Genomic DNA, 24968 nt, shown 5'->3' on the forward strand with positions numbered 1-24968 from the left:
GTCAAGGGAGAGGGGCTTTCCGTTTCTAGAGGAGCCCCCACATGGACACCTCCTTCAGCCGCCGCGACCTGTTCGGCGTGCTGGCCGGCGTGCTGTGGACCGCCGGCTGCGCCCAGGCCTTCGACGGCGAGGCGCTGCAGCCGCCGCTGGTGCCGGTCGCCGGGCCGGGGCCGACCCTGCGCGACATCTGCCGCAGCCGCGGCATCCGCCACGGCGCCGCCCGCGACCACGTCGTCCTGCCCGACGATCCCGAACTCGACCGGCTGATGGCGCAGGAATGCGATCTCGTGGTGCCGGAGAACGGCGGCAAGTGGGCGGTGCTGCAACCGCAGGAGGGCAATTGGGACTGGCGCCGCTTCGACCGCGCCGTCGCCGACGCCCGCGCCATTGGCGCCGTCCCTGCCTGGCACTGCATGCTGTGGCAGCACATGGGCATGCCTGAGTACATGAAGCTGCCCATCGGCCGCATGCCCGAGCTGCGCATCGGCGAGCCCGCCTACTTCTCCCCCGAGGGCACACTGGCGCCGGAGAACCACTGGCGGCGCTTCACCGGCTACGCCGCCGCGGTGCGCGAGCGTTACGGCGACGCGTTCTGGCGCATCGACGTCGCCAACGAGGTCTTCTTCTGGGAGACCGGATCCTCCCACCCGCACCAGCAGGACGCGCACGGCTTCCGCCGCGGCATGTGGTGGGTGGCGGCCGGCGGGGACAGGGGGCCGGAGTGGCTCGACCCGTTCTTCCACCACGCGCGCCGGACCTTCCCCTCGGCCAAGCTGGTGATCAACGACTTCGGCATCGAGCTGGCGGAGGGCTGGCAACAGCGCAAGCGCGCCTACCTGCTGCGCTGGCTGACCGACGCGGTGAAGCGCGGCGTGCCCATCGACGGGCTGGGCCTGCAGAGCCACCTGTTCGCCGGCAAGCCCTACGACCGCGACGGCATGCGGACGTTCCTGCGCGCGGTGGACAAGCTGGGCATCCCGGTCCACGTCACCGAGCTGGACGTCGACGAGCGGCACCTGCCCCGCCACTGGAGCCGCGAGGACAAGGACCGCGCCATCGCCTGGACGGCGCAGGAGTACCTGCGCGACGTGGCGGCCAACGCCACCCTCGTCGAGGTGACGTGGTGGCACCTGCGCTCCGACCTCAACTGGCTGGCGTCGGAGCTGCGCGAGCTGAAGCCCAACCCTTCGCCCTTCGACGCCACCTCGCAGCCGCTGCCGCTCTACCACGCCGCCGCCCGCGCGCTGGAGGGCGCGGCGCGGCGGGCGTGACGGGGTAACCCGGGGGCTCCCCTACCCCTCTCGATTTCGCCGCTCCGGTGCTCCACGAGAGGGACGCAGCCGGCGCGAGAGGCTCCCATTTAAGGTTGCATCGGCGAATTCGCACGAGAGGCAGACCGTGAGCACCCAGAGCGGCCATCATCTTGTCGAGCGTTACAAGAGGAAGTTCGGCCTTTCCCCGCAGCATCCGCTGAACGAGCAGATGGTGCTCGGCCACTGGGACCTGGAGCGCCGGCTGGCCGGCGAACTGCTGGCCTCCAGCCCGGAGACCCGCTGGGACGTGTTCGAGCGCTGCTACACCACGCTGTACAGCGAGTGCCCCTGGCTGAACGACGGGGTCGACACCTCGGACCACGACGACGACCTCGACTTCGGGCACTTCCTCAAGCTGCTGGACGGCGTGCAGGACGTCTACGAGATCGGCTCGGGCAAGGCGCGCCTGCTCAGCTACCTGGCGCGGCACGGCCTGCGCTGCGTCGCCACGGAGATCACCCGCGAGCGCGGCGCCCGCTACGTCGATCCTCAGGCCACCGTGCAGTGGCGCACCACCGACGGCGTCAACCTGACGACGTTCGAGCGGCCCGGCAGCTTCGACGCGGTGATCTCCACCCACGTCATCGAGCACTACCACCCCGACGATTTCCTGCCGCATCTGAGGAACGTGCACGCGCTGCTGCGCCCGGAGGGACGCTACGTCTTCAGCATGCCGCACAAGTTCGCCGGCCCGATGGACCTGTCGGAGGTGTTCGGCCTGTACGAGGCGGTGTGCATGCACCTGCGCGAGTACACCTGGGCCGAGACCGTCACCGCCTGCCGCAAGGCCGGCTTCACCCGGATGGAGGCGGTCTACGTGGCACCCCGCGGCCTGCGCCGCCGGCTGCCGGTGAAAAGCTTCTCCGGCCCCGGCTACCTCGCCTACGCGCGCGCGGTGGAGGCGATGCTCGGCCTGCTGCCGGTCGGCGTGCGGCACGCCGTCGCCAAGCGCGGCTCCGCCTTCCTGTTCCGCCCCGAGGTCTTCATGGTCGCCCATAAAGGCTGACGCGCGGACCGCAAGGCCGGCCGGACGCCATCCCGTCCGGCCGGCCTTTGCGCCGTTAACCGTAATGACCCTTTAAAGGCAAGTGTCCACACCGCTTCGAGGCGCTGCGGAACAGGCGGCGGCCCTCACCTCACGCCGTGCTGTGACCAAAAAAGGCGCGGAAATCCTGGCCTGAACACCACACCGTGGCAAATCCGCCATAGCAAAGCGCCGTCGCTCCAGCCCCTTTTTTACCACAACTTCGAGCTGCTTTTTCCTAAAATTTGAAAGATCGCGTTAACCATTGGGGTCCAGTCTGCCCTCACCCGATCAACGGAAAGAAGGGCATAGACCCATGGCCACCACCTCGACCAAGTTCGTCATCAACGCCTATGGCCAGTCCGCTGGGGGCGTGTTCCCCCACCTGCGCCTGCTGGTCGATGGCAAGGAGGTCGGTCAGGCGACCGTGAGCGCCACCAGCCCGACCGCCTACACCTTCACCGCCGATGTCGAGGCTTCGCAGGCCCACAAGGTGCAGGTCCATTACGACAACGACGCCACCGTGAACGGCCAGGACCGCAACCTGTACGTCAAGTCGATCTCGGTGAACGGCAACACGCTGGCGCCGACCCAGGCCACCTACGACCGCTACGCGCTGGACGGCAAGGACGTCGTCGCCGGGCAGGAAGGCATGTGGTGGGAGGGCGCGCTGACCTTCAGCACCCCGTCCAGCTATTACCCGGCCCCGGTCGTCACCAACCCGACGCCCCCGGCCACCGGTGCCTCGACCATCGTCGTCAACGCGCAGGCCAACGTCGCCAACGGCGTCGGCGCGCACTTCAACCTGCTGGTCGATGGCGTGAAGGTTGGCGAGGGCACCGCCTCCGCCACCGCCAAGGACTACAGCTTCACCACCAACGCCACCGCCGGCGCCGGCCACAAGGTGCAGGTCCAGTACGACAACGACATGGCCGGCCGCGACCTGATCGTCAACAAGGTCACCATCAACGGCCACGCCCACACGGCGACCGACAGCATCGTCACCTATGACAAGGGCGCGCTCGACGGCAAGGACGTCACCGCCGGCCAGTCCGGCATGTGGTGGAACGGCACGCTGGTGTTCAACGCCCCGGCCAGCGACTTCCCGGCCGGCAGCACGCCCACCACTCCGACCACGCCCACCACCCCGACCACGCCGTCGCTGACGGTGAGCGACGTGACGGTGACCGAGCCGGGCATGACCACCGGCGGCACCGGCATCGCGCCGGGCTTCCTGTCCACCAAGGGCAGCCAGATCATCGACAGCGCCGGCAACGCGGTGAAGCTGACCGGCGTCAACTGGTTCGGCGCCGAGGGTTACGCCTTCGCCCCGCAGGGCCTGTGGATGGACAGCTACCAGAACCACATGGACAAGATGAAGGAGCTGGGCTTCAACGTCATCCGCCTGCCCTGGTCCGACGCCATGCTGGACGCCGGCCGCATGCCGACCGGCATCGATTACTCGAAGAACCCGGATCTCGCCGGCAAGACCTCGCTGGAGGTCTTCGACAAGATCATCGACTACGCCGACAAGATCGGCATGAAGATCATCCTCGACCATCACCGTTCGGGTGACGGCGCCTCGGCCAACGAGAACGGCCTGTGGTACACCGACGCGTACCCGGAATCGAAGATGATCGCCAACTGGAAGATGCTGGCCCAGCGCTACGCCGGCAACGACGCGGTGGTCGGCGCCGACCTGCACAACGAGCCGCACGGCTCGGCCACCTGGGGCACCGGCAGCGCCTCCACCGACTGGGCCCGCGCCGCGGAGCGCATCGGCGACGCCATCCAGACCGTCAACAAGGACTGGCTGATGATCGTCGAGGGCGTCGAGGTCGTCGGCTCCAACTGGTACTGGTGGGGCGGCAACCTGCTGAACGAGGCCAACTACCAGGTCAAGTTCGACACGCCGAACAAGCTGGTCTACTCGGTGCACGACTACGGCCCGTCGCTGTACATGCAGAGCTGGTTCCAGGCCTCCAACTTCCCGAACAACATGCCGGCGAAGTGGGACCAGATGTGGGGCCACTTCCTGAAGGACAACGAGAGCCCGATCCTCGTCGGCGAGTACGGCTCGAAGATGCAGACGGCGATCGACCAGAAGTGGATGCCGGCGCTGGTCAAGTACATGAACGGCGACTGGGACGGCAACGGCACCATCGACCTGGCCGCCGGCCAGCAGGGTGCGAGCTGGACCTACTGGGCCTGGAGCCCGGGGTCGGGCGACACCGGCGGCATCATGACCGACAACTGGCAGGTCGACTACACCAAGTACAACGCCATCAAGGACGGCCTGTTCAAGGGCTCGACCGCCACGCCGGGCCAGACCGACGCGGTGTTCACGGTGAAGCTGTCGGCTGCCTCGACCGGCACGGTCAAGGTGAATTACGCCACGGTGGACGGCACCGCCAAGGCCGGCTCCGACTACACCGCCGCCTCCGGCACGCTGACCTTCAACCCGGGCGAGACCTCCAAGACGGTGGCCGTCAAGGTGCTGGGCGACAGCGTGAGCGAGGGTGCCGAGACCTTCTCGCTGAAGCTCTCCGCCCCGACCTCGGCGACGCTGGCCGACGACACCGGTGTGGGCACCATCAACCAGGCAGCGTCCGCGGCCGCCGCGTCGGTGGAGCAGTTCCTGGTGGCCCAGGCCGCCCAGGAGGCCCCGGCGGCCACCCACGACGCGACGCTGGCGTCCGCCGCCTCCACCCTGCCCGCGGGCATGGAGGCCTTCCACATCGACGCCCTGCACGACGTCGATCCGATCTACACCCACTAAACGCGGGCAACCGCAGGAGGGCCGGCAGCTCCAGGGCTGCCGGCCCTTTTCCTATGCGGTCTCCTCGTCCTCGCCCTTGCGCTCCAGCACGGCGGCGAAGAAGCCGTCGGTGTCGTGCCTGGCCGGCATCAGGCGCAGGTACGGCCCCTCGGCCGGCGGGGTGCCGTGGTTCTCCTCGGCCCACACCTCGGCGACCGGCTTCACCGTGAAGTCCGGGTGCGTCTCCAGGAAGGCCGCCACCTGGTTCTCGTTCTCCTCGGCCAGCAGCGAGCAGGTGGCGTAGACCAGCCGCCCGCCCGGCTTCACCAGCCGCGCCGCGCTGTCCAGGATGTTCGCCTGCAGCGGCAGCAACTGTTCCAGCCCCGGCCCGAGCTGGCGCCAGCGGCTGTCCGGGTTGCGCCGCCACGTGCCGGTGCCGGAGCACGGGGCGTCCACCAGCACGCGGTCGAACTTGCGCTTGTGGCGCTTGACCCAGGGATCGCGCTCGCTGGTCAGCGGGTGCGCCTCGATGTTGTGCAGGCCGGCGCGGCGGAAGCGCTCGGCCGCCCGCTTCAGCCGCTTGTCGAGCACGTCGCAGGCGACCACCCGGCCCTTGTTGTTCATCAGCGCCGCCATGGCCAGCGTCTTGCCGCCGGCCCCGGCGCAGAAATCCACCACCTGGTGCCCCGGCTTCGGCGACACCGCGAAGGCGACGAGCTGCGAGCCCTCGTCCTGGATCTCCACCAGCCCGTTCTTGAAGGCGTCGGTCGCTGCCAGCGCCGGCCGCCCCTTGACCCGCAGGCCGAGCGGCGACCACGGCGTGTCCTCCGCCGCGATGCCCGCCTTCTCCAGCGCCTTCTTCGCGCTCTCGCGGTTGGCCTTCACCGGATTGATGCGCAGGTCGAGGGGGGCGGCGTCCAAGAGCGCCGTCATCTCCCGCTCGAAGCGGTCGCCCAGCGCGCCGCGCATCGGCTGCTCGGCCCAGGGCGGGCACTCGACGCGCACGCACTCGGGCATCGCCGGGTGCTCCAGCGTGTGGGTGTCCAGCGCGTGGACCAGCGTCTTCTCGTCCGGCGCCAGCGCGGGCGGCGCGAACTTGCCGCCGCTGAACAGCTCGTCCACGGTGGCGGCGCGCTTGCCGTCGGCCAGGATGGCGTTGGCGATGACGCGGGCGCGCGGGTCGGCCTCGTGCCCTTCCTTCTCCAGCCACCAGCCGAGCCGGGCGTGGCGGCGCAGGATGGCGTAGACGGTCTCGGCCACCGCGCTGCGGTCCTTGGCGCCGATGAAGCGGCGGGCGCGGAAGAACGCGCTCATCACCGCGTCGGCGGGACGGGGGGTGGCGTCGATCTCGGTCAACAGGTCGATCACCGCCTGGAGGCGGGCAGCGGGCGTCATAAGGGCTCCTTTCGGGAAGGGCTTCTCGATAACCCGTTTGTCCGCGTCTTGTCATCCCCCGAGTCGACGGCGCCGGCCTCCGCCCCGCGAACCCCGAAAAATTGAAGTGGATGCAACCATTTCGTTCGTGGTAACACGAAATAAGGAAAATCAACGGGTTGCACAGCAGCACCGGAAACAATCGTCAGGCCTGGTCTGTGACATCGTCACCCGTAGACTGCGTTCCGCCGCGCTTCGTTGACGATTATTAAACCTCCCCCGTAAAAAAGATGGGCAACGCCGGTTGCCGCCAGACGAGCGGCAAGACGACGGCGGCTTCTCAACGCTGGAACCGGCGCTGGCCGGCAAGGGGATCGCGATGGCGCAATCGGCGGGATGCGGGGTGCGGCGTGTTCTGGCGCGGGTGTCCTGCCTTCTGGCGATGGGCCTCGCGGCGTGCACCACCACGGGCGAGCGCCCGGTCGCGCAGGGCGGGGCCTCGGCGCACCCGCCGGTCAGCCTGGACATGATCGCCGCCGACTTCCGCACCCTGCCCGGCTGGGCCGAGGACGACCACGCCGAGGCACTGGCCGCCTTCCACCGCAGCTGCGACTGGATCCGCGGCCAGTCGCCCGACCGCCGCCTGGGCAAAGCCGGCACGGTGAGCGACTGGCAGCCGGCGTGCGCCGCCGCCCGCTCCCTGCCCGCCGGCGACCGCGAGGCCGCCCGCACCTTCTTCGAGACGCACTTCACCCCCGTCTCGCTGGGCGGCGGCACCGAGGGGCTGTTCACCGGCTATTACGAGGCCGAGCTGCACGGCTCCTGGACGCGCACCGACCGCTACACCGTCCCGCTCTACCGCACCCCGCCGCGGACCAAGCGCGGCATCCCCACGCGCGAGCGCATCGTCAACGGCGCCTTGAAGGGCAAGGGGCTGGAGATCCTGTGGGTGGACGACCCCATCGACGCCTTCTTCCTGGAGATCCAGGGCTCCGGCCGCATCCGCATGACCGACGGCAGCGTCGTCGGCGTACACTACGCCGGGCAGAACGGCCGGCCCTACTACCCCATCGGCCGCCACCTGATCGACGAGGGGATCGCGACGCCGGAGCAGGTGACGCTGCAGCTCATCCGCTCCTGGCTGAAGGCCAACCCGGGCCAGGCGAAGCGCGTGATGAACATGAACCAGAGCTACGTCTTCTTCCGCACCCGCGACAGCGACGTCGGCGCCCGCGGCGCGCTGAACACGCGCCTCGTCCCCGGCCGCAGCCTGGCGGTGGACCCGAGCCACGTACCGCTCGGCGTGCCGCTGTGGCTGGAGGCCAAGGACGTGCCGGTGCCCGGCGGCGAGATCAAGCGCCTCGTCGTCGCGCAGGACACCGGCGGCGCCATCAAGGGCGAGGTGCGCGGCGACCTGTTCTGGGGCCCCGGCGCCGAGGCCGCCGACGCGGCCGGCGTGATGAAGGCGCGCGGCCGTTACACCATGCTGGTGCCGCGCCGCTCGGTGCAGACGGCGCAGCGGTAGCCTCCGGTGCTCGTCCGCCTGACCAAGCTGCCCGACCCGTCGGCGGCATTGCGCGCGCTGGAGGAGATCTTCTTCCTCTCCGCCGCGCGCACCGAATTCGCGTCGCCGGAGGCGCGGACGTCGTTCTTCCGCACCTGGACCGGCTGGTACGTCGAGAACGCGCCGTGGGACATCTGGTTCTGGCGCGACGACGACGGTTCCTTCGGCGGCTACCTGACCGGCTGCCTGGACAGCGCGGACGCCGAGGGGCTGTTCGAGACGATCCCGCGCTACGACACCTTCGACGACCTGTTCCCGCGCTTCCCCGCGCACCTGCACGTCAACGTTCGGCCGGAGCGCCGCGGCCAGGGCATCGGCCAGCAGCTGGTCGGGCGCTTCGTCGAGGACTGCGTCGCCGAGGGCATCCCCGGCGTGCACGTCGTTACCGCCGACGGCATGCGCAACGTCGGCTTCTACAACCGCCTGGGCTTCACCGAGGCGGTGCTGCGCAAACCCCTGCTGTTCCTTGGGAGAGCCCTGTGAAACGCCGAGCGTTCCTGGCCGGGATGGCCGCCCTGTCCGCCGCTCCCGCGCACGCCCGGGAGCTGAGCTGGGTGGCGACGCATGGCCACGCCGGGTTCCTGACCGCGCAGCTCTACCCCGGCGCCGGCCTGACGCTGCACCCCGAGGGGCTGACCGAGAACATCGTCGCGCTGACCTTCGACGACGGCCCCGACACCGCCTACGACCCGGAGATCCGCCGCATCCTGCGCGCGTACGGGGTACCGGCGACCTATTTCCTGGTCGGCCGCAACGCGCAGCGCCACGCCCGCCTCGCCGGCGAGATCGCCCAGGACGGCCACGAGATCGGCAACCACACCTGGAGCCACCGTCGGCTGATCCACTGCACGCCCGAGGAGCAGGCCATCGAGCTGCGCCGCACCAACGCGCTGCTGGAGACGGTCACCGGCCGGCCGACGCGCTGGTTCCGACCGCCCTTCGGCTCCTACGACGACCACACGCTGGGCATCGCCCGGGCCGCCGGCCTGGAGACGATCCTGTGGACCGTCGACAGCCAGGATTACCGCGACCATCCGCCCGCGGTGATCGAGGAGCGGGTGATGCGCGGCCTCACCCCCGGCGCGGTGGTGCTGATGCACTCCAACCACGCCGGGACGGTGGCGGCTCTGCCGCGGATCCTGGAGCGGGCGAAGGACGAGCGGTTCCGCTTCGTGACGCTGACCGAGTGGAAGGCGCAGATGGAACGCGCGGCGGCGTAATCATTGGGGAATCCCTCCCCCGCCTCCGGCGGGGGAGACTAGGAGGAGGCAGCGGCCTGCGTGGAGACCGCAGCTTCCCGGAGGCGTCGTTGCCCCCACCCAACCCTCCCCCGCCGGAGGCGGGGGAGGGCTTTAAAAATCACCCCTGCCGGTAGTTCGGCGACTCGTTGGTGATGGTGATGTCGTGCACGTGGCTCTCGCGCAGGCCGGCGTTGGTGATGCGCACGAAGTTGCACTTCGACTGCATCTCCGGGATCGTGCTGTTGCCGGTGTAGCCCATGGCGGCGCGCAGGCCGCCGATCAGCTGGTGGATCACCGCCGACACCGGGCCCTTGTACGGCACGCGGCCTTCGACGCCCTCCGGCACCAGCTTCATGGTGGAGACTTCCTGCTGGAAGTAGCGGTCGGCCGAGCCGCGCGCCATCGCCCCCACCGAGCCCATGCCGCGGTAGCTCTTGTACGAGCGGCCCTGGTACAGGATGACCTCGCCGGGGCTCTCGTCGGTGCCGGCGAACAGGCTGCCGAGCATGGCGCAGTCCGCCCCCGCCGCGATGGCCTTCGCCAGATCGCCGGAGAACTTGATGCCGCCGTCGGCAATCACCGGGATGTCGTGCTTCTGGCACTCGTCCACCACGTCCATGATGGCGGTGAGCTGCGGCACGCCGACGCCGGCGATGATGCGCGTGGTGCAGATGGAACCCGGGCCGATGCCGACCTTCACCGCGTCGGCGCCGGCGTCGATCAGCGCCTTGGCGGCCTCGGCGGTCGCCACGTTGCCGGCGATCACCTGGGTGTAGTTGCCCATGGCGCGCGCGGCGCGCACCTGGTCGAGCACCTTCGACGAGTGGCCGTGCGCGGTGTCCACCACCAGCACGTCGACACCGGCGTCGAACAGCGCCTCGGCGCGGCGCAGGCCGTCCGGCCCGGTGCCGGTGGCGGCGGCGACGCGCAGGCGGCCCTTGTCGTCCTTGCAGGCGGTGGGGAAGGCCTGCGCCTTCTCGATGTCCTTCACGGTGACGAGGCCGATGCAGCGGTAGTCCTCGTCCACCACCAGCAGCTTCTCGATGCGGTGGTGGTGCAGCAGGCGCTTGGCCTCGTCCTGGCTGACGCCCTCACGCACCGTGACGACCTTCTTGGTCATCAGCTCGGCGATCGGCTGCTTGGGATCGGTGGCGAAGCGGACGTCGCGGTTGGTGATGATGCCCACCAGCTTGCCCGAGCCGCGGGCGTCCACCCCCTCGATCACCGGGATGCCGGAGATCTTGTAGGCGGCCATGATGCCCAGCGCGTCGGCCAGCGTGGCGTCGGGCGCGATGGTGATCGGGTTGACCACCATGCCGCTCTCGTAGCGCTTGACCTTGCGGACCTCTTCGGCCTGCCGCTCGATGTCGAGGTTGCGGTGGACGACGCCGATGCCGCCGGCCTGCGCCAGCGCGATGGCGAGCGCGCTTTCCGTCACCGTGTCCATAGCCGAGGACAGCAGCGGAATGCCCAGCCGGATGGTCTTGGTCAGCCGCGAGCGCGTGTCGACGTCGCCCGGCAGCACCTCGGAGGCGCCGGGGACCAGCAACACGTCGTCGAAGGTCAGGGCTTCGCGGATGTTGGATACACGCGACATCGGCCATCTCCCGCAAAATTTGCGGCACTATACACAAGAAGATGCGCTTGTGAAGGGCCGCGACCCACTACACCTCGGAAGGACCGCGGCGACGGGCGCAGGACTGCCATGCCGGGCGCGGAGGGCGCGGCACACCTTCCTTGACAATATTCCTATAAACGGCAATCATGCCGCACGGAGGGTGCCAAGCCGGGCCATGCCGGCCCAACGGACGAGCACCGCATGAAACACACCACCGAAACGCGTTTCACAGCGTCGCAAACCGTTTCATTCCTCGTCCCGCTTCGCCCCGCCGCGGAACCCCGTCGCCACCACGTAGGTCTCCGAGGAGTCCTGGCGGCTGGCCGGCGGCTTGGCGTGCTTGACCACGGCGAAGTCCTGCTTCAGCCGGGTCAGCAGGTCGCGCTCGGCGCCGCCCTGGAACAGCTTGCAGACGAAGGCGCCGCCGGGGGCCAGCACCTCCTCGGCGAAGTCGTAGGCGGCCTCGGCCAGCGCCATGATGCGCAGGTGGTCGGTCTGCTGGTGCCCGGTGGTCGGCGCCGCCATGTCGCTCAGCACCACGTCGGCCGGGCCGCCCATGACGGCCTTCAGCCGCTCGGGCGCCGCCTCGTCGAGGAAGTCGGCCTGGAAGGTGGTGGCGCCGGCCAGCGGCTCCATCTCCAGGATGTCGAGGCCGACGACCTGCCCGCCGGTCTGCTCCGGCTTGACGCGCTCCACCGCCACCTGGGTCCAGCCGCCGGGGGCGGCGCCGAGGTCGACGATGCGCTTGCCGGGCGCCAGGATGTGGAACTTCTCGTCGAGCTGCAGCAGCTTGAATGCCGCGCGCGAGCGGAAGCCGCGCCGCTTGGCGTCGGCGACGTAGGGGTCGTTGAGCTGCCGCTCCAGCCAGCGCGCCGAGGAGTTGGAACGCTTGGCCGCGGTCTTGACGCGGACGGTCGTCTGCCGGCCGCCCGGCCGCGTCGACGAGGACTTCTTCTGGGTCATGGTACCTTATTTACAAATCCGTCAGCCCTGTGTCGACCCGATGAGATCGACCAGGATGCCCTCGCGCAGGCCGCGGTCGGCGATGCGCAGGCGTTCCACCGGGCAACAGTCGCAGATGGCTTCCAGCACCGCGCAGCCCGCCACCACCAGGTCGGCGCGCTCCAGGCCGATGCAGGCATGCCTGGACCGGCCCTCGAAGTCCAGCGCCACGAGGCGGCGGATGATGTCGCGGGCGTGATCGACGCGCAGGAAGCTGCCGTCCACCGCCCGCCGGTCGTAGCGCGCCAGCCCCAGGTGCACCCCCGCCAGCGTCGTCACCGTGCCCGAGGTGCCCAGCATCTGCACGCCGCCGCGCTCCAGGTGGGTGCGGATGCTGTTGCGCTCGGCGAAGGGTTCGATCTGCGCGGCGACCTCCTCGACCATGGCGCGGTAGGCCTCCGGCGCGATGACGTCGCCGCCGTAGCGTTCCGACAGGCCGATGACGCCGCAGCGGATCGAGATCTGGTCGACCAGCCGCGGCCGCCCCCCCGGCCTGAGCGCCAGCCACATCAGTTCGGTCGAGCCGCCGCCGATGTCGAAGACCAGCGCGTGCGGGATGCGCGGGTCGAGCAGCGCGGCGCAGCCGGCGATGGCCAGCCGCCCCTCCTCCTGGCTGGAGATGATCTCGATGGCGATGCCGGTCTCGTCCTCGACGGCCTCCAGGAAGGGCGTGCAGTTGCGGGCGTGCCGGCAGGCCTCGGTGGCGACGGCGCGCACGGCGGTGACACCGCGGCGCTGGATCTTGCCGCCGCACACCCGCAGCGCGGCCAGCGTGCGTTCCATGGCGGACTCGGACAGGCGCTCACTGCTGAACACGCCCTCGCCCAGGCGGACGATGCGCGAGAAGGCGTCGATCACGCGGAACCCGCTCTGCGTCGGGCGGGCGATGAGGAGCCGGCAATTGTTGGTGCCGAGGTCGAGGGCCGCATAAACCGGGCGCACAGGGGCCGTCGACCGCGTCCGTTCGGACTCGCAGGACCGATCGCTGTGCAGGTAAGCGTCCACGACTCCTCCCATATCCGGCGACTCTCATGGACGCCGCGGAATGGTGGACATACTAACCGCTTCCGTGGGCCGGGCGAAGCCTTGCTTTCGAGGGGGGAGCCGTGCGTATTCCGATGGACAGCGCAATTCGGGGCTTCACAACGTGGGAATCCGGTGCTAAAAGGGCCGCCCACGACGGGTGCGCGACCAAGCGTCGCTCCCGGCGACGGTCTGGGGGATCGTCTAGCGGTAGGACAGCGGACTCTGACTCCGCCAGCCTAGGTTCGAATCCTAGTCCCCCAACCAACCCTCACGACTTCCCTTTAAAATCAACCATTTGGCTCCGCCGCCCCTGCAACGATCCGCAGGTGGTCACGACCATGCGGGACGAAACCGTCGACGGTGGGCCTGCCCACCGCGGCCCCCGGCTGCCGCCGGATTTGGGCCGCCAATGTTCATGAAAACGTTTTCAACCCGTCACGGACCTGCAATCGCTCTCTCCGATCATCGCCCCGACGGCCGACAACGGTCGCTGGAGGATGTGGGAGGTTCGGGGGAGATGGCGAAGGGCACAACGATCCGGGACGTGGCCGCACGCGCCGGCGTGTCCATCTCCACGGTGTCGCGCGTGCTGAACGGCTTCACGTCCATCGCGCCGGACACGTCGGAGCGCGTGCGCGACGCCATTGAGGCCCTGGGGTTTCGACCCAACCGGCTCGGCCGCAGCCTGAAGGCGGCGCGCACGCACACCATTGGCGTGCTGGTCCCCTCGCTGCGCAATCCGGTCTTCGCCGATTGCGTCGCCGGTATCCAGATCGCGTGCGCGGTCGCCGGCTATTCCGTGCTGATCGCGTCGTCCGACTACGATGCCGAGCGCGAGCGCGCCGCGGTGGAGACGTTCCTGTCGCATCAGGTGGAGGGGCTGATCCTCACCGTTGCCGATGCCGACGACAGCCGCTGTCTGGACGCGCTGGACGAGGCGGAGGCGCCCTACGTCCTGGTCTACAACCAGCCATGCGGTCCACGTCCCTTCGTGTCGGTCGACAACGTGGCCGCCGCCCGTGCCATGGTGGAGCGCATCGTCGCGCTCGGCCACCGGCGCGTTGGCATGGTGGCCGGCCGCTTCCTGCAATCCGACCGCTCGCGGCTGCGGCACGAGGGCTATCGCGCTGCGCTTGCCGATGCCGGGCTGCCGTCCGGGCCGCTGGTCGAGGTGGACTTCGCCGACACCCGGCTGGCGCAGCACCTCGCCCACCACATGACGACCGCCGACCCGCCGACCGCCCTGTTCGGCTCCAACGACATGGTGGCGCTGGCGGTGATCCGGGCGTTGCGCGACCTCGGCCTGTCGGTGCCCGACGACGTCTCGGTCACCGGCTTCGACGGCGTCGAAATCGGCGCGCTGGTCTCCCCCAGCCTCGCCACGCTGGTGCAGCCGTCCCGCGCCTTGGGCGAAGCGGCCTTTGCCCGCCTGCTGGACCAGCTCGCCGGCAATCCGGCCGGGGAACCGTCACTCCTCGCCTTCACCTTCCGCCCGGGGGAGTCCCTGGGACCCGCGCCGACGCGCGCGCAACCGCAGAGAGGACACGCCGCATGCTGAAACCGATGTTCCTGGGGGCCGCGCTGCTGGCCGCCGGCCTCGCCACCGCCGCCCCGGCCGCCGCGCAGCAGGCGGCGATCTGCTACAACTGCCCGCCGGAGTGGGCCGACTGGGCGTCGCAGCTCAAGGCGATCAAGGACGACCTCGGCATCACGGTGCCGTTCGACAACAAGAACTCCGGCCAGTCGTTGTCGGCCATGCTCGCCGAGAAGGACAGGCCGGTCGCCGACGTCGTCTATCTGGGCGGTCCGGTCGGCATCCAGGCCAAGGCCGCGGGCGTCGTCGCGCCCCACAAGCCGGCGCACTGGGACGACATTCCGGCCGACCAGAAGGACACCGAGGGGCACTGGTTCACCATCCACTCCGGCACGCTCGGCCTGTTCGTCAACACCGCCGCCCTCGCCGGCAAGCCGGTGCCGCGCTCCTGGGCCGACCTGAAGAAGCCGGAGTATGCCGGCATGGTCGGCTACCTCGACCCGACCAGCGCCGCCGTCGGCTACGTCGGCGCGGTGGCGGTCAACCTGGCGCTGGGCGGCGGCTACGACAGCTTCGACAGGGCGATCGTGTGGTTCCAGGAACTGCAGAAGAACCAGCCCATCGTGCCGAAGCAGACCTCCTACGCGCGCGTCCTGTCGGGCGAGATCCCGATCCTCATCGACTACGACTTCAACGCCTACCGCGCCAAGTACACCGACAAGGCGCCGGTGGAGTTCGTCATCCCGGCTGAGGGCTCGGTCTCGGTGCCCTACGTGATGAGCCTGGTGAAGAACGGCCCGAACCCGGACAACGGCCGGAAGGTGCTGGACTACGTGCTGTCCGACAAGGGGCAGGCGCTGTGGGCCAACGCCTTCATGCGCCCGGTGCGCGCCGGCGCCATGTCCGCCGAGATGGCCGCGAAGTTCCTCCCCGACGCCGAGTACGCCCGCGTCAAGCCGGTGGACCTCGCCAAAATGGCGGCGGCGCAGAAGGGCTTCATGGACCGCTACCAGGCGGAGGTGCGGTGATGGCATTGCCCCCCTCCCAACCTCCCCCCGCTTCGCAGGGGGAGGCGTTTTTCCCCTCCCCTGCGAAGCGGGGAAGGGGTCAGGGGTGGGGGCAAGTCCTTCTCCGCCGCGATCCTCTCCCCCTGGCCGCGCTGATGGCGCCGGCCGCCGTGGTGTTCGGCGCCTTCTTCCTGTTGCCGATGGCGCGGCTGTTCGTCATCGGCGGCTCCGGCGCGGAGGGATGGGCGGCGTACGCGTCCATCCTCCTCAACCCGCGGCACCTTCAGAGCCTCGTCTCCACCGTGCTGCTGTCGGCCGGGGTCACCGCAGTGACGCTGGCGGTGTCCACGGTGACCGGGCTGTTCCTGGTGCGCCACCGCTTTCCCGGGCGCAGCGTGCTGGTCGCCATGCTGACCTTTCCGCTGGCCTTCCCCGGCGTGGTGATCGGCTTCATGGTCATCATGCTGGCCGGGCGGCAGGGGCTGATCGGCGACGTCACGCAGGCGCTGACCGGCTCGAAGCTGGTGTTCGCCTATTCCATGGCCGGCCTGTTCCTCGGCTACGTCTACTTCTCGATCCCGCGCGTCATTCTCACCGTCATGGCCTCCGCCGAGAAGCTCGACCCCTCGCACGAGGAGGCGGCGCGCTCGTTAGGCGCCCGGCCGTGGCAGGTGGTGGCGCACGTCATCCTGCCGGCGCTCAAGCCCGCCTTCCTGTCGGCCGGAGCGATCTGCTTCGCCACCGCCATGGGCGCCTTCGGCACCGCCTTCACGCTGGCCACCCGCATCGACGTGCTGCCGATGACCATCTACACCGAGTTCACGCTCCAGGCGAACATCGCCACGGCGGCGGCGCTCAGCTTCGTGCTGGGCGCGGTGACCTGGGCGGCGCTGGCGACGGCGCGCAGCTTCGCCGGCTCCTCGGTCGCGGCGGCGGGGTGACGGCGATGACCCACCGCCGCGGCCCCGCGTTCTGGGCGCAATTGACCTTCACGCTGCTCGTGTGCGCTCTGCTGGTGGTGCCGGTGGTGCTGTCCATGCTGGCCGGCGTCACCGTGAACTACTTCGTCGGCATCAAGAGCGGGCTGACGCTGAAATGGGTCGATGAGGTCTGGCGCCTGTATGCCGAGACCATCGGCCTGTCCATGCAGATCGCCTTCGCCTGCCTGGCGTGCACGCTGCTGCTCGGCGTGCCGGCGGCCTATGTGCTGGCGCGCAAGCAGGGCGCCGTCGCGCGCGCCATCGAGGAGCTGCTGGTCATGCCGGTCGCCGTGCCCGGCCTCGCCACCGCGCTGGCGCTGATCGTCACCTACGGCGGCTTCGGCGATTTCCGGCGCAGCTGGCTGTTCATCCTGGCCGGGCACGTGCTGTTCACGCTTCCCTTCATGGTGCGCTCGGTGCTGGCGGTGCTGCACTCCATCGACTTCGCGACGCTGGAGGAGGGCGCGGCCAGCCTGGGCGCCGGTTTCATCCAGCGCTTCGTCCACGTGGTGCTGCCCAATTGCCTGTCGGGCATCCTCGCCGGCTCGCTGATGGTGCTGACGCTGTCGATGGGCGAGTTCAACCTCACCTGGCTGCTGCACACGCCGCTGACCAAGACGCTGCCGGTCGGGCTGGCGGACAGCTACGCCTCCATGCGTCTGGAGATCGGCAGCGCCTACACGCTGGTGTTCTTCGTCATGATCGTCCCGAGCCTGATCCTGCTGCAGATCCTCGCCGGCCGCGGGCGCCCCAGGAGTGAGCAATGAGCGGTTCCTTCCACCTCGACGCCGTGCCGGTGCGCCTGCGCCGCTGCGCCAAGACCTTCCACGGCGGCGTGCGCGCGCTGGAGCCGCTCGACCTCGACATCCGCGGCGGCGAGACGGTGGTCTTCCTCGGCCCGTCGGGCTGCGGCAAGACGACGACGCTGCGCATCCTCGCCGGGCTGGAGCGGCCGGACGAGGGCGGGCGGGTGTTCTACGGCGAGGACGACGTCACCGCCCTGCCGATCGAGCGGCGCAACGTCGGCATGGTCTTCCAGAGCTACGCCCTGTTCCCCAACATGAGCGTGGCCGAGAACGTCGCCTACGGCCTGCGGGTGCGCGGCGTCCCCAAGGCCGAGCGCCGGGAGCGGGCGGAGGAGATGCTGGCGATGATGCACATCGCCGACCTCGCCGGCCGGCGCATCGACCAGCTCTCTGGCGGGCAGCGGCAGCGCGTCGCGCTGGCCCGCGCGCTGGTGGTGCGCCCGCGGGTGCTGCTGCTGGACGAGCCGCTGACCGCACTGGACGCCAAGCTGCGCGACAGCCTGCGCCTGGAGATCGACCGCCTGCTGCGGGCGCTCGGCATCACCGCGATCTACGTGACCCACGACCAGGCCGAGGCCATGGCGCTCGGCGACCGCATCGTGGTCATGTCGAAGGGCCGGGTGGCGCAGGTCGGCACCCCGCGCGAGATCTATCACCGGCCGGCCGACGCCTTCGTTGCCGACTTCATCGGCACCATGAACCGCCTTCCTGCCGTGGCGCAGGACGGCCGCCTCCTGCTCGGCCGCGGCGAACTGCCGTGGTCCGGACCGCAGGGCCGCATCGAGGTTCTGGTGCGGCCGGAGGACGTCGCGCTCACCGCGTCCGGCGGCCATGTGGACGCCCGCATCGCCGCCACCGTCTTCCTCGGCGACCGCACCCGCGTGGTGGCGGAGACCGCCGACGGCCTGACCCTCACCGTCGACGCCCCCGGACGCACCGATCTCGCCCGCGGCGACGCCGTATCGCTGGGCTTCGACCCCGCCCGCCTGCTCACCCTGCCGGAATGACGCCGATGCTGATCGCCCAGCTCTCCGACCCGCACATCAAGCCGCGCGGCCGCCTCGCCTACCGCCGGGTCGACACCGCGGCAGCGCTGGCCGCGGTGGTGGACACGGTCAACGCCCTCGTCACCCCGCCGGACGTGGTGCTGGTGACCGGCGATCTGGTGGACGCCGGCCGGCCGGAGGAATACGGCCTGCTGCGCGAGATCCTCCAGCCGCTGAAGGCCCCGCTGTTCGCCGTGCCCGGCAACCACGACGACCGCGCCGCCATGGCCGCCGCGTTCGGCGACGCCCTCCACCTTCCGCAGGATGGCGGTTTCCTGCATTTCGCGGTGGAGGACTGGCCGGTGCGGCTGATCGGGCTCGACACCGTGCTGCCCGGGCAGGGAGGCGGCCTTCTGTGCCCGGAGCGGCTGCGCTGGCTCGGCGAGCGCCTCGCCGAACAACCGGACCGGCCGACGGTGCTCTTCCAGCACCACCCGCCGTTCCGCACCGGCATCGGCCACATGGACCGCATCGGGCTGGCCGGTGCCGCCGATCAGGCTGCGGTGGTGCGCCGGCACCCCCAGGTGGAGCGCGTGCTGTGCGGCCACCTGCACCGCCCGATCCAAGTCCGCTGGGCCGGCACGCTTGCGTCGACGGCGCCGGGCACCAGCCACCAGGTGGCGCTCGACCTGCGCGACAACGCTCCATCGGCGTTCGTGCTGGAGCCGCCCGGATTCCAGCTCCACCTGTGGACGGAGGAAAACGGTCTGGTCAGCCACACCGCAACCGTCGGAGCGTTCGAAGGGCCGCATCCGTTCTTTGAAGACGGCAAGCTGATCGACTGACCGCACGACTCGGGACACGATCCATCCAGCTCCGCCGACACACGCGTTCATGTCACAGGCAGACTGTTGTCCGAGACTGGGCCAAGCTTCGAGGCTGCAATCGATTCGAGGTGCGACCAAAAGCGTTCGGCGGTCAGGGATTGCCGGGCGCGCGAGCGGTACAGGTGGATCTGGATCGGGATATCCCAGCGGCTGTCCCCGGCCCGCACCAGATCTCCCGTCTCGAGGGAATCCTCGATCAGGCTTTTCGGCGCCCATCCCATGCCCCGTCCGTCCAGAGCCATCGTGACCAGCAGCTTCGCCAGATGCGACGTGAAGGTCGGCTTGAGCCAGATCTTAGAGGGGAAGCTCCCCTGCGCGGCCGCGACGATCCGCCCCATGCCGGACTCCGGCCGGTAGGAAACATAGGGGACGGGCAATTCCGGACTGCCCGGCAGAGCGAACAGCGGCTCGCCGCCGCCGTCCGGCCGGGGAGCACTGATGGGCAGCAGAACATCGTCCCCGACGTGCAGGGAGCGGAACTGGTTGTCGTTCAACTGTGCCTTGGCGGCATCGTGATGATGGCACAGCAGGAACTGGACCTGGCCGGCGATCATCATGCGCTCGCAGGCCTCCATGTGGTTGGCGACCAGTTGAACGTTGATGCCGAACGGCAGGGTCGCCTCGACGCGGCGCAGCCACACCGGAAAGAAGACCCAGGACAGGGCGTTCGTCGAGGCGAAGCGCAGCAGATCGGACGCGCCCTGGGCCAGTTCGAGCGCCTCGGTCCGTCCCGCCGCGAGGCGCCGCAACGTCTCCTCCGCCGTGGCCTGGAACGCCTCCCCCGACGGCGTGAGCCTGACGGAGTGGGTGGTGCGGATCAGCAGCGGCGTGCCGACCCATTCCTCCAGCGCGCGGATCCGGCGGCTCAGCGCCGACTGCGTGATGTGGCGGGCCTCCGCCGCCCGGGAGAAGCCGCCGTGCTCCAGCACCGCGAGAAAATCCTCAAGCCATGCGATTTCCACAGCTCTCCTCCCCTGCGTCCGGCGGCCGCGCACCACAAGCGAGCGATCGTCCCGGACGGGCGGGCGGGCCGCCCTTCCTGATTAGCGGCGAACGGGCCGGCGTGCCAGCCGCTCATAAGTTTATTCGCAAACAGCATTGGGAAAGCCCTCCGGGTGCCGCCCACAATAGCGCAGCGAAAGTTCTGGCGCGACGAAGATCCGGCGCATTGGGGATGGGTATGGAAAAGCCGAAGACGCTGTATGACAAGATCATCGATGCGCACACCGTGCGCAGCCTTGATGGCGACGGACAGATTCTCCTGTATATCGACCGCACGATACTCAACGAGTACACCAGCCCGCAGGCGTTTTCCGGACTGCGGGAGGCCGGGCGCAAGGTCTGGAACCCGTCGGCGGCGCTGATGGTGGTCGATCACGTCAACCCCACCGCCGCGCGGCGCACCCGGCGGATGCCGGACGCCGGCGCCGCCCGGCAGGTCGAGTACTTCGCCGAGAACGCCCGCGATTTCGGGATCGAGCTGTTCGACGTCCTCGACCCCCGGCAGGGGATCGAGCACGTGGTCGCCCCCGAGCAGGGACTCGTGATGCCCGGCATGGTGATCGCCGCCGGCGACAGCCACACCACCGCCTACGGCGCGCTGGGAGCGCTGGGTTTCGGCATCGGCACCTCGGACATCGAGCATTACCTGGCGACCCAGACCCTGGTCTACCGCCGCCTGAAGACGATGCGGATCACCGTCGACGGCCGGATGCCGTTCGGCGTCACCGCCAAGGACGTGGTGATGGAGGTGATCCGCCGCATCGGCGCCGACGGGGCGACAGGCTATGCCGTCGAGTTCGCCGGGTCCGCCATCGACGGGATGAGCGTCGAGGGGCGCATGACCGTCTGCACGATGATCGTTGAGGCGGGGGCCCGCGGCGCGGTGATCGCCGCCGACCGCAAGGTGCTCGACTACATCGAGGGGCGCCCGCGCGCGCCCAAGGGCGAACTCTGGGGCCGGGCGTGCGAGGCGTGGCTCGCGCTCGGAAGCGACCCCGGCGCCGTCTTCGACTGCGAGGTGACGCTGCGCGCCGGGGAGGTCTCGCCCATGGTCACCTGGGGCACCAGCCCCGACCAGGCCGCGACGGTGGACGGCCGGGTGCCCGCCCCGGACGAGGCGCCGGACCCGGTGCGCCGGGGCGCCATGCTGCGTGCGCTGGACTACATGGGCCTGACGCCCGGCATGCCACTCGCGGCGATCACCATCAGCCACGCCTTCATCGGCTCCTGCACCAACGCGCGCATCGAGGACCTGCGGGACGCCGCGCGCGTGCTGCGCGGGCGCCGGGTCGCCGAGGGGGTGCGGGCGATGATCGTTCCCGGCTCCAGCCAGGTGCGCCGCCAGGCCGAGGCCGAAGGGCTCGACCGGGTCTTCACCGAGGCCGGCTTCGAGTGGCGGCAGTCCGGCTGCTCCATGTGCCTCGCCATGAACGACGACATCCTGGAGCCCGGCGACCGCTGTGCCTCCAGCACCAACCGCAACTTCGAGGGGCGCCAGGGGCCAGGTGCCCGCACCCACCTGATGAGCCCGGCCATGGTGGCCGCCGCGGCGGTCGCCGGGCGCCTCGCCGACGTCCGCCAGTTCGCCTAGGAGGCCAGAGCCATGCAACCCTTCACCCAGGTCAGCGGGCGCGCGGCCCCCTTCGCCGCTCCGAACGTCGATACCGACGTCATCATGCCCAAGCAGTTCCTGAAGGGCGTGGACCGCAGGGGCCTGGACCGCGGCGTCTTCCACGCGCTGCGCTTCCACGCCGACGGCCGCCCCAACGGGGACTTCATCCTCAACCGGGAGGCCTGGGCGGGCGCCCGCTTCCTCGTCGTCGGCCCCAACTTCGGCTGCGGGTCGAGCCGCGAGCACGCCGTGTGGGGGCTGTCGCAGCTGGGCATCCGCGCGCTGATCGGCACCAGCTTCGCCGGCATCTTCAACGACAACTGCCACCGCAACGGCGTGCTGACGGTGAGCCTGCCGTCCGCGGTCGTCGAGGATCTCGCCGCCCGCGCCGGCCGGCCGACCGGCAACGCGCTGACCATCGACCTGCCGGCGCAGACCATCCGGGTCGAGGCCGACGGCCTGGAGATCCCGTTCGACATCGGGCCGCTGCGCAAGGACGCCCTGGTCCGCGGCCTGGACGCGGTCAGCGCCACCTTGCAGCACGCCAACGACATCCGCGGCTTCGAGGCGCGCCACCACGGCGCCAATCCCTGGTTCCGCTGAACCCTTTCCCCAGCCGCACCGCACCGAAGCCGCGCCCGTCCCGGCGCCAGGCATACGAACAATATTGGAGGATCGCCGTGTCAGACGTGCAATTGACTGCCGAGAAACTGGAGTGCGCCGCGCCGCCCATCGGTTGGCGCCGGCTGCTGTCCGTCAGGGTCGGGCCGCTTCCGCTCCCGGTTTACGCGGCGCTCAGCGCCGTGACGATCGCGGCGGCGCTGACCGGAAAGCTGCCCAACGACATCATCGGCGGCCTGTCGGTCATGCTGCTGATGGGCTTCCTGCTGGGCGAGCTGGGCAGCCGGCTGCCCGTCCTGAAGCAGATCGGCGGCACCGCCATCCTGTGCCTGTTCGTGCCCGCCGCGCTGGTCGGGTACAAGGTGATGGATCCGGAGATGCTGAAGGCGGTGTCCACCACCTTCAAGGTCGCCAACTTCCAGTATTTCTACATCGCCTGCCTGGTCGCGGGCAGCATCCTCGGCATGCCGCACCGGGTCCTGGTGCAGGGCTTCCTGCGGATGTTCGTGCCGCTGCTGGGCGGCACGCTGGCCGCCATCACGGCCGGCATCCTGGTGGGCCTGTTCTTCGGCTACGATCCCCTGCACACCTTCTTCTTCATCCTGATCCCGATCGTCGGCGGCGGGCTGGCGGAAGGGGTGCTGCCGCTGTCGATCGGCTATTCCGAGATCATGCAGCGGCCCCAGGGCGAGCTGGTGGCCATGATGGTCCCGGCCGCCCTGCTCGGCAACGTGGTCGCCATCATCGCCAGCGGCCTGCTGCATCGCCTTGGCCAGAGGTACCCGCAGCTGAGCGGCAACGGCATGCTGGTGCGCTCCGGCGACGACCGCGAGCTGCTGGCCGAGAAGGGCGCCGACCGGCCGCTCGAGTTCCGGCTGATGGGCGCCGGCCTTCTGCTGGCCTGCGGCTTCTTCACCCTCGGGGCGCTGCTGGCTCCGGTCACGGGCATTCCGGGGCCGATCCTGATGATCATCTGCGCCGCGGTGCTCAAGGTGAGCAAGATCCTGCCGGCCGAGATGGAGGCGGGCGCCTACCAGATCAACAAGTTCATGTCCACGAACCTGACCTTCGGCATCCTGGTCGCCATGGGCAGCCTGCTGGTGTCCTGGCCGCAGCTCGTGGCCTCCTTCACCATCGGCTACTTCGCCATCTGCGGCGTCACCGTGCTGGCCATGATCGCGGCCGGGTTCGTAATCGGCGCCCGGCTGCGGATGTTCCCGGTCGAGTCCGCCATCGTCACCGCGTGCCACAGCGGGCTCGGCGGCACCGGCGACGTCGCCATCCTGTCCGCCTCGGACCGCATGGGCTTGATGCCCTTCGCGCAGATCTCGACCCGCATCGGCGGCGCGGCGATGATCGTCATCGCCACCCTGCTGGCGCGGCTGGTCTACGGCGGCTGACGCGGGTGGCCCGGGGCGCTGCGGCGGACGGCGCCCCGGGTTTCCCGGGTCCGGGGGTGATGGGGGAAGGAGCGGGTTGCGCATGCCTCGTGACGGCAAGGAACGCGGAATCGGAGATGGCCGCCTGGCGACGCTCGGCAAGGGCGCCGCCAGCGTCGCGTCGACGCTGGCCATCGGCGCGGCCGGCGGCGCGCTGTTCGCCTGGGCCGGCATGCCCGCCGCCTGGCTGGCCGGCGCGATGATCGCGGTGGCGGCGGGCGCCATCGGCACGCGGGTGCCGTTGCACGTCCCAGCCTGGATGCGCGAGGTGGCCTTCGTGCTGATCGGCATGTCCATCGGCGCCGGGGTGACCCCCGACACGCTGCGGCTGATGCACACGTGGCCCCTCAGCATGGCGCTGCTGGCGGTGTCCATCGCCGCGACGGTCGCCGCCTGTTCGGTCTATCTGGAGCGCGTGCACCGCTGGGACCACGCCACCGCCCGCTTCAGCGCCATCCCCGGCGCCCTGGCCGCGGTCCTGGCGATGGCGGCCCGCAGCGGCGTGGACCTGCCGCGGGTCGCCCTGGCGCAGAGCCTGCGCCTGTTCATCCTGGTGGCCGTCATGCCGTTGATCCTGCGCCTGACGACGCCGCTCCCGGCGCCCGGCGCGCCGATGGCGGCGGGCGGCGGCGACGGCATCCTGGGTGTGGCCGGGCTGCTGGCCGCCAGCGGCGCCGGCGCGTACCTGTTCCACCGCTTCCGCCTCCCCGGCGACGCCCTGCTCGGCGCCATGCTGGTGAGTTCGGTGCTGCACGGCGCGGATCTCGCGCACGGCCAGTTGCCATCCGGGCTCCTGGTCGCCGGCTTCCTGGTGGCCGGCGCCGCCATCGGAGCCCGCTTCCGGGGAGTACCGCTGGCGACCCTGCGGCGGGCGCTGGGGCCGGCCGTCGGCAGCGTCGTGATCGCCTTGTGCCTGTCTGCCGCCTTCGCCGGGGCCGGCTCGGCATGGCTGGGCATGCCGTTCGGGCAGTTGTGGATCGCCTATGCTCCCGGCGGGCTGGAGGCCATGACCATCGTCGCCTTCGCGCTCGGCCTGGACGCCGCCTTCATCGGCACGCACCACGTGGTGCGTTTCCTTGGCATCGGCGTGCTGACCCCGGTTTGGCAGCCGCGGACCGGTGCGCCGGCGGAGAAGCGCGCGGAGGAGACGGTCACGCCGTCACGGTGACATCTC

At 70.1% G+C, this 24968-nt stretch carries 21 protein-coding genes and 1 tRNA gene; 17 read left to right on the plus strand and 5 right to left on the minus strand.

Annotated elements, in window-relative coordinates; translation table 11 throughout:
- Nucleotides 1-41 precede the first annotated feature (41 nt).
- From TSO221_RS25305 to TSO221_RS25315, 3 genes are all read left to right on the plus strand, one after another.
- Nucleotides 42-1271, plus strand: coding sequence for an endo-1,4-beta-xylanase (locus TSO221_RS25305; RefSeq protein ID WP_109121287.1), 1230 nt, complete (start codon nt 42-44; stop codon nt 1269-1271).
- Between the two features lie 127 nt (nt 1272-1398).
- Nucleotides 1399-2319 (plus strand): class I SAM-dependent methyltransferase, encoded by a 921-nt coding sequence (locus tag TSO221_RS25310; RefSeq protein ID WP_247878272.1) that lies wholly within the window; start codon nt 1399-1401, stop codon nt 2317-2319.
- 334 nt (nt 2320-2653) lie between these two features.
- The gene (locus tag TSO221_RS25315; protein ID WP_109121288.1) at nt 2654-5116 is read left to right on the plus strand and encodes a carbohydrate-binding domain-containing protein; all 2463 of its coding nucleotides are present in this window, start codon (nt 2654-2656) and stop codon (nt 5114-5116) included.
- Nucleotides 5117-5167: 51 nt separating this feature from the next.
- Here the strand turns inward: TSO221_RS25315 and TSO221_RS25320 are convergent, their stop codons facing one another.
- Nucleotides 5168-6490: an RsmB/NOP family class I SAM-dependent RNA methyltransferase gene (locus TSO221_RS25320; protein ID WP_109121289.1), complete on the minus strand. Its 1323-nt coding sequence runs from the start codon at nt 6488-6490 to the stop codon at nt 5168-5170.
- 283 nt (nt 6491-6773) lie between these two features.
- On the opposite strand from TSO221_RS25320, the gene TSO221_RS25325 reads away from it, so the two are divergent.
- Genes TSO221_RS25325 through TSO221_RS25335 form a run of 3 tightly spaced genes read left to right on the plus strand, consistent with a single transcriptional unit; the run spans nt 6774 to nt 9253 of the window.
- Nucleotides 6774-7994, plus strand: a complete 1221-nt coding sequence (locus tag TSO221_RS25325; protein WP_247878273.1) for a murein transglycosylase A — start codon at nt 6774-6776, stop codon at nt 7992-7994.
- Between the two features lie 6 nt (nt 7995-8000).
- Nucleotides 8001-8516 carry a GNAT family N-acetyltransferase gene (locus TSO221_RS25330; protein WP_109121290.1) on the plus strand — a complete coding sequence of 172 codons (516 nt, stop codon included), beginning with the start codon at nt 8001-8003 and terminating at the stop codon, nt 8514-8516.
- Nucleotides 8513-9253 carry a polysaccharide deacetylase family protein gene (locus TSO221_RS25335; RefSeq protein ID WP_146208904.1) on the plus strand — a complete coding sequence of 247 codons (741 nt, stop codon included), beginning with the start codon at nt 8513-8515 and terminating at the stop codon, nt 9251-9253. The genes TSO221_RS25330 and TSO221_RS25335 overlap by 4 nt, the downstream gene beginning before the upstream one ends.
- A 139-nt stretch (nt 9254-9392) precedes the next feature.
- Here the strand turns inward: TSO221_RS25335 and guaB are convergent, their stop codons facing one another.
- The 3 genes from guaB to TSO221_RS25350 form a co-directional block, all read right to left on the minus strand.
- A complete protein-coding gene (guaB, locus tag TSO221_RS25340) occupies nt 9393-10871 on the minus strand; it encodes an IMP dehydrogenase (RefSeq protein ID WP_109121292.1) in 1479 nt (492 codons plus the stop codon).
- A 267-nt stretch (nt 10872-11138) separates the two neighbouring features.
- Nucleotides 11139-11855, minus strand: coding sequence for an RlmE family RNA methyltransferase (locus TSO221_RS25345; protein WP_109121293.1), 717 nt, complete (start codon nt 11853-11855; stop codon nt 11139-11141).
- A gap of 21 nt (nt 11856-11876) precedes the next feature.
- Nucleotides 11877-12836 (minus strand): Ppx/GppA phosphatase family protein, encoded by a 960-nt coding sequence (locus TSO221_RS25350; protein WP_247878274.1) that lies wholly within the window; start codon nt 12834-12836, stop codon nt 11877-11879.
- A gap of 274 nt (nt 12837-13110) precedes the next feature.
- On the opposite strand from TSO221_RS25350, the gene TSO221_RS25355 reads away from it, so the two are divergent.
- From TSO221_RS25355 to TSO221_RS25385, 7 genes are all read left to right on the plus strand, one after another.
- Nucleotides 13111-13184, plus strand: a tRNA-Gln gene (locus tag TSO221_RS25355).
- 253 nt (nt 13185-13437) lie between these two features.
- Entirely contained in the window at nt 13438-14478 is a 1041-nt protein-coding gene (locus TSO221_RS25360; RefSeq protein WP_109121295.1) for a LacI family DNA-binding transcriptional regulator, read from the plus strand.
- Nucleotides 14472-15482 (plus strand): ABC transporter substrate-binding protein, encoded by a 1011-nt coding sequence (locus tag TSO221_RS25365; RefSeq protein WP_109121296.1) that lies wholly within the window; start codon nt 14472-14474, stop codon nt 15480-15482. The genes TSO221_RS25360 and TSO221_RS25365 overlap by 7 nt, the downstream gene beginning before the upstream one ends.
- 134 nt (nt 15483-15616) lie before the next feature.
- On the plus strand, nt 15617-16402 hold the full coding sequence (locus TSO221_RS25370; protein WP_109121297.1) for an ABC transporter permease: 786 nt from the start codon (nt 15617-15619) through the stop codon (nt 16400-16402).
- A gap of 5 nt (nt 16403-16407) precedes the next feature.
- On the plus strand, nt 16408-17208 hold the full coding sequence (locus TSO221_RS25375; protein ID WP_109121298.1) for an ABC transporter permease subunit: 801 nt from the start codon (nt 16408-16410) through the stop codon (nt 17206-17208).
- Complete coding sequence (locus TSO221_RS25380; protein ID WP_109121299.1) at nt 17205-18254, plus strand: ABC transporter ATP-binding protein; 1050 nt, start codon at nt 17205-17207, stop codon at nt 18252-18254. The genes TSO221_RS25375 and TSO221_RS25380 overlap by 4 nt, the downstream gene beginning before the upstream one ends.
- 5 nt (nt 18255-18259) lie before the next feature.
- Complete coding sequence (locus TSO221_RS25385; protein WP_109121300.1) at nt 18260-19078, plus strand: phosphodiesterase; 819 nt, start codon at nt 18260-18262, stop codon at nt 19076-19078.
- A gap of 47 nt (nt 19079-19125) precedes the next feature.
- On the opposite strand, the gene TSO221_RS25390 is transcribed toward TSO221_RS25385, so the two are convergent.
- Nucleotides 19126-20082 carry a LysR family transcriptional regulator gene (locus tag TSO221_RS25390; protein WP_109121301.1) on the minus strand — a complete coding sequence of 319 codons (957 nt, stop codon included), beginning with the start codon at nt 20080-20082 and terminating at the stop codon, nt 19126-19128.
- Between the two features lie 212 nt (nt 20083-20294).
- Here TSO221_RS25390 and leuC point away from each other — a divergent pair, with 212 nt between their 5' ends.
- The 4 genes from leuC to TSO221_RS25410 all read left to right on the plus strand — a co-directional run bounded on the left by leuC (nt 20295) and on the right by TSO221_RS25410 (nt 24962).
- Nucleotides 20295-21713: a 3-isopropylmalate dehydratase large subunit gene (gene leuC / locus TSO221_RS25395; RefSeq protein WP_348770293.1), complete on the plus strand. Its 1419-nt coding sequence runs from the start codon at nt 20295-20297 to the stop codon at nt 21711-21713.
- Between the two features lie 12 nt (nt 21714-21725).
- Nucleotides 21726-22337, plus strand: a complete 612-nt coding sequence (gene leuD / locus TSO221_RS25400) for a 3-isopropylmalate dehydratase small subunit (RefSeq protein WP_109121303.1) — start codon at nt 21726-21728, stop codon at nt 22335-22337.
- A 77-nt stretch (nt 22338-22414) separates the two neighbouring features.
- Nucleotides 22415-23755 (plus strand): 2-hydroxycarboxylate transporter family protein, encoded by a 1341-nt coding sequence (locus tag TSO221_RS25405; protein WP_199229623.1) that lies wholly within the window; start codon nt 22415-22417, stop codon nt 23753-23755.
- Nucleotides 23756-23837: 82 nt separating this feature from the next.
- Nucleotides 23838-24962, plus strand: coding sequence for an AbrB family transcriptional regulator (locus tag TSO221_RS25410; RefSeq protein WP_109121305.1), 1125 nt, complete (start codon nt 23838-23840; stop codon nt 24960-24962).
- The last annotated feature ends 6 nt before the right edge of the window (nt 24963-24968 follow it).

The organism is Azospirillum sp. TSO22-1 (genome assembly GCF_003116015.1).
Taxonomy (GTDB): Bacteria; Pseudomonadota; Alphaproteobacteria; order Azospirillales; family Azospirillaceae; genus Azospirillum.

What these genes read in the sequence shown, in the direction of transcription:
- TSO221_RS25305 (WP_109121287.1), top strand. Translation starts at nt 42, where the DNA reads ATGGACACCTCCTTCAGCCGCCGCGACCTGTTCGGCGTGCTGGCCGGC.
- TSO221_RS25315 (WP_109121288.1), top strand. Translation starts at nt 2,654, where the DNA reads ATGGCCACCACCTCGACCAAGTTCGTCATCAACGCCTATGGCCAGTCC.
- TSO221_RS25320 (WP_109121289.1), bottom strand. Translation starts at nt 6,490, where the DNA reads ATGACGCCCGCTGCCCGCCTCCAGGCGGTGATCGACCTGTTGACCGAG.
- guaB (WP_109121292.1), bottom strand. Translation starts at nt 10,871, where the DNA reads ATGTCGCGTGTATCCAACATCCGCGAAGCCCTGACCTTCGACGACGTG.
- TSO221_RS25345 (WP_109121293.1), bottom strand. Translation starts at nt 11,855, where the DNA reads ATGACCCAGAAGAAGTCCTCGTCGACGCGGCCGGGCGGCCGGCAGACG.
- TSO221_RS25360 (WP_109121295.1), top strand. Translation starts at nt 13,438, where the DNA reads ATGGCGAAGGGCACAACGATCCGGGACGTGGCCGCACGCGCCGGCGTG.
- TSO221_RS25365 (WP_109121296.1), top strand. Translation starts at nt 14,472, where the DNA reads ATGCTGAAACCGATGTTCCTGGGGGCCGCGCTGCTGGCCGCCGGCCTC.
- TSO221_RS25370 (WP_109121297.1), top strand. Translation starts at nt 15,617, where the DNA reads ATGGCGCCGGCCGCCGTGGTGTTCGGCGCCTTCTTCCTGTTGCCGATG.
- TSO221_RS25375 (WP_109121298.1), top strand. Translation starts at nt 16,408, where the DNA reads ATGACCCACCGCCGCGGCCCCGCGTTCTGGGCGCAATTGACCTTCACG.
- TSO221_RS25380 (WP_109121299.1), top strand. Translation starts at nt 17,205, where the DNA reads ATGAGCGGTTCCTTCCACCTCGACGCCGTGCCGGTGCGCCTGCGCCGC.
- TSO221_RS25385 (WP_109121300.1), top strand. Translation starts at nt 18,260, where the DNA reads ATGCTGATCGCCCAGCTCTCCGACCCGCACATCAAGCCGCGCGGCCGC.
- leuC (WP_348770293.1), top strand. Translation starts at nt 20,295, where the DNA reads ATGGGTATGGAAAAGCCGAAGACGCTGTATGACAAGATCATCGATGCG.
- leuD (WP_109121303.1), top strand. Translation starts at nt 21,726, where the DNA reads ATGCAACCCTTCACCCAGGTCAGCGGGCGCGCGGCCCCCTTCGCCGCT.
- TSO221_RS25410 (WP_109121305.1), top strand. Translation starts at nt 23,838, where the DNA reads ATGCCTCGTGACGGCAAGGAACGCGGAATCGGAGATGGCCGCCTGGCG.